The 4701-nt window shown below is 65.7% G+C and carries 1 protein-coding gene; it reads left to right on the top strand.

The features are described 5' to 3' along the window. The coding region (locus tag PVZ80_RS10350) for a non-ribosomal peptide synthetase (RefSeq protein WP_273863865.1) at window positions 1–4701 on the top strand (4701 nt) is incomplete at both ends.

The raw sequence follows: 4701 nt of genomic DNA, 5'->3' as shown, positions 1-4701 counted from the left end.
CCCTCGACCATCGAGCGCCTGGCCCAGTCCTGGGTGCAGTTGCTGCAGGGCATTGTCCAGCAACCCCGGCAACGCCTGGGGGATCTGCCCCTGCTGGCGACGGCGGAGCAGAACAAGCTGCTGCATGAGTGGGCTCCGGCTTCGGTCGAGTTGCCGAGCGAGCACGGTGTGCATCAACTGGTCGAGGCCCAGGCGCGGAAAACCCCTGAAGCCAAGGCCCTGCTGTTTGCCGGGCAAAGCCTGAATTACCTGGACCTCAATGCCCGGGCCAACCGCCTGGCGCACAAGTTGATCGAACTGGGGGTAGGGCCTGAGGTTCGTGTCGGCGTGGCCATGCAGCGCACCCCGGAGATGGTCGTGGCGCTGTTGGCGGTGCTCAAGGCCGGTGGCGCCTATGTGCCGCTGGACCCGGATTATCCACAGGATCGCCTGGCCCATATGCTGCGCGACAGCCAGGCGCAGATCCTGCTGACCGAAAGTGCGTTGCTGTCGCTGCTGCCGGCTATTGAGTCCCTGCAAACCCTGCAACTGGATGCGCAACCGGGCTGGCTGGACGGCTATTCGCCGGAGAACCCGGCGCCGCGAGCGACCGCGGACAACCTGGCCTATGTGATCTACACCTCGGGTTCCACCGGCTTGCCTAAAGGCGTGGCGATTGCCCATCGCAACGTGCTGGCGCTGATCGACTGGTCGAGCCGGGTGTACAGCGCCGATGACCTGCAAGGGGTGCTGGCCTCGACCTCGATCTGCTTCGACCTGTCGGTGTGGGAGCTGTTCGTCACCCTGTCCAGCGGCGGTTTTATCGTCCTGGCGCGCAACGCCCTGGAGTTGCCGGAGCTGGTGGACCGCGACCGGGTGCGGCTGATCAATACCGTGCCGTCGGCGATTGCCGCCTTGCAGCGCAGCGGGCAGATTCCGCCCGGTGTGCGGATCATCAACCTGGCGGGGGAACCACTGAAGCAGGCGCTGGTGGATAGCCTGTACCAGCAACCGGGCCTGCAACACGTCTACGACCTCTACGGTCCTTCGGAAGACACCACCTACTCGACCTATACCCGTCGTGAGGCCGGTGGCCAGGCCAATATCGGTCGCGCCATCAGCAATACCCAGAGCTATATCTTGAGCCCGGATTTGCAGCCGGTGCCGGTGAGCAGCGCCGGCGAGTTGTACCTGGCCGGCGCCGGGGTCACCCGCGGTTACCTGGCGCGTCCAGGGCTGACCGCCGAGAAGTTCGTGCCCAATCCGTTTTCCAGCGACGGTGGCCGCCTGTACCGCACTGGCGACCTGACCCGCTACCGCGCCGACGGGGTGATCGAGTACATCGGCCGTATCGACCATCAGGTGAAGGTCCGCGGCTTCCGTATCGAGCTGGGTGAAATCGAAGCGCGGCTGGTGCAGCAGGCCGCGGTGCGCGAAGCCTTTGTCCTGGCTCATGACGGCGACAACGGCCAGCAGCTGGTGGCCTATATCGTGCCGGGCGATGCCGAGGCGGCCGTTGCCGGTGACGCGCAAGTGGCCTTGCGCGAAAGCATCAAGACTGCGCTGAAAGAACATCTGCCGGACTATATGGTGCCGGCCTACCTGCTGTTCCTCGAGGCGCTGCCGCTGACGCCGAACGGCAAGCTCGACCGCAAGGCCTTGCCCAAGGTCGACGCGCAGCAGTTGCAACAGGTCTATGTCGCGCCGCAGAACGAGTTGGAACAGCAGATCGCGGCGATCTGGGCCGATGTGCTGAAGCTGGAACAGGTGGGCGTCACCGACAACTTCTTCGAGCTGGGCGGCGACTCGATCATCTCGATCCAGGTGGTCAGCCGCGCCCGCCAGGCCGGCATCCGCTTTACTCCCCGGGACCTGTTCCAGTACCAGACGGTGCAAGGCCTGGCGGCGGTGGCCGGGCAGGGCGAGGGCGGGGTGCAGATCGACCAGGGCCCGGTGCGTGGCGCGACCGCGCTGTTGCCGGTGCAGCAGTGGTTCTTCGAATCGCCGATGAGCGAGCGCCATCACTGGAACCAGTCGGTACTGCTCAAGCCGGCCCAGGCATTGCGCGCCGAAGTCGTGGAAAACGCCTTGCAGGCGCTGTGGGTGCAGCATGACGCCCTGCGCTTGCAGTTCAGCCAGCAGGCCGATGGCTGGTCCGCCCGGTTCGCCGATGCCGGCCAGCGGCCGAGCCTGCTTTGGCAGGTCGCGGTGGATAACGCCCAGGCCATGGAACAATCGGCGATCGAGGCCCAGCGCAGCCTGAACCTGCAGGACGGACCGCTGTTGCGGGCCGTGCTGTTCAGCCTGGCGGACGGCAGCCAGCGCCTGTTGCTGGTGATCCACCACCTGGTGGTGGATGGCGTGTCCTGGCGGATCCTGCTGGAGGACCTGCAACTGGCCCATGCGCAGCTGAGCGCCGGCCAGCCCCTGGCATTGCCGGCCAAGACCAGCTCGACCCAGGCCTGGGCCGAGCATATGCAGGCCTATGCCCAAGGCGCGGCGCTGCAAATGGAACTGGACTACTGGCAGGCCCAGTTGCAAGGCGTGGAGTCGAGCCTGCCGCTGGATCACCCCGTGACGCCGTTGCAGAACCAGCATGCCAGCAGCCTGAGCTCGCGCCTGGACAAGACCCATACCCAGCGCCTGTTGCAGGACGCTCCGGCGGCCTACCGCACGCAGATCAACGACCTGCTGCTCACCGCCCTGGCCCGGGTCATCACCCGCTGGACCGGCGAGGCCAGCGCCCTGGTGCAACTGGAAGGCCATGGTCGCGAAGACTTGTTCGATAACCTCGACCTGACCCGCACAGTGGGTTGGTTCACCAGCATGTTCCCGGTGAAGCTGACGCCCCGGGCGGCCCTGGCCGACTCGATCAAGCAGATCAAGGAACAGCTGCGCGCGGTGCCGAACAAGGGCATCGGCTTTGGTGCCCTGCGTTACCTGGGGGATGCCAATGCCCAGGAAACCCTCGCGGCCCTGGCCGTGCCGCGTATCACCTTCAACTACCTGGGCCAGTTCGACGGCAGCTTCGACGAACAGGATTCCCTGTTCAAGCCAACCGGCGAAGCCAAGGGCGACGACCAGAGCCCGCTGGCCCCGCTGAGCAACTGGCTGAGCCTGGATGGCCAGGTCTATGGCGGTGAGCTGAGCCTGAGCTGGACCTTCAGCACACAGATGTTCGACGCCGCGACCATCCAGCACCTGGCGAATGACTATGCCGCGGAACTCAAGGCTCTGGTGGCGCATTGCTGCGAGCCGGGCCAGGGCGGCGCGACGCCTTCGGACTTCCCGCTGGCCGGCCTGGACCAGCAACAGCTGGACCGCCTGCCGGTGGCGCTGGCCGAGGTCGAAGACCTCTACCCGCTGTCGCCGATGCAGCAGGGCATGCTGTTCCACACCCTGTATGAACAGGCCGCGGGCGACTACATCAACCAGCTGCGAGTGGACGTGGACGGGCTCGACCCGCTGCGCTTCCAGCAGGCCTGGCAGGCGGCCATCGATCGGCACGATATCCTGCGCACCGGCTTTATCTGGCAGGGCGAGGTGTCGACCCCGCTGCAGGTGGTGCACAAGCACATCGCCCTGGATTGCAGCGAGCATGACTGGCGTGGCCAGCCGCAGCAGCAGGAAGCCCTGGACAGCCTGGCAACCGCCGAGCGCCAGCGTGGCTTCGAGCTGGATGCGGTGCCGTTGCTGCGCCTGACCCTGGTGCGTATCGACGACCAGCGGCATCACCTGATCTACACCAACCATCACATCCTGATGGACGGCTGGAGCAACTCGCAGTTGCTCGGCGAAGTGCTGCAGCGTTATGCCGGTCAGTTGCCGAACCATGCGCCCGGCCGCTACCGGGATTACATCGGTTGGCTGCAACGCCAGGATGCCCAGGCCTGCGAGAACTTCTGGAAAGAACAATTGCAGGCGCTGGACGAACCGACCCGCCTGACCCAGGCCCTGTCCCGGGTCGCGGAGATTCCCGCCGGTACAGGCCATGGCAAGCATCATCGTGAGCTGGACCTGGCGCAGACCGCGCGCCTGGGCGAGTTCGCCCGTCAGCAGAAGGTCACGATCAATACCCTGGTGCAGGCGGCCTGGCTGCTGTTGCTGCAGCGCTGCACCGGCCAGGAAAGCGTGGTGTTCGGCGCCACGGTGGCGGGGCGTCCGGCCGAGCTCAAGGGCATCGAGCAGCAAGTGGGCCTGTTTATCAACACCTTGCCGGTGGTGGCCACGCCACGTCCGGACATGACCGTGAGCCAATGGCTGCAGGCGGTGCAGAGCCGCAACCTGGCGCTGCGCGACTATGAATACACGCCGCTGTACGAAGTACAGCGTTGGGCCGGCCTGGGTGGCGATGCGCTGTTCGACAACATCCTGGTGTTCGAGAACTACCCGGTGTCCGAGGCCCTGGAAAAAGGCGCGCCGGCACAGCTGCAGTTCGGCGCAGTGGGCAACCACGAGCAGACCAACTACCCGCTGACGGTCGCGGTCAATCTGGGCCAGAGCCTGTCGTTCGAATTGATCTACGCCCGCGAGTCGTTCTCCGAGGCTTCGATGCTGCAGTTGGGCGGGCATTTGCAGAGCCTGTTGCTGAGCCTGATGGCGCATCCGCAGACCGGCCTGGGCGAGTTGCCGTTGTTGACCCTGGAAGAGCAGCGCGGCATCCGCCAGGACTGGGATCACACCCAGGTGGTTTACCCCACCAACCGCTTTGTCCACCAACTG

Source organism: Pseudomonas sp. B3G-3 (assembly GCF_028640915.1).
GTDB classification, from domain to species: domain Bacteria; phylum Pseudomonadota; class Gammaproteobacteria; order Pseudomonadales; family Pseudomonadaceae; genus Aquipseudomonas; species Aquipseudomonas chlororaphis_I.
This window is presented reverse-complemented; position numbering and strand designations above follow the sequence as displayed.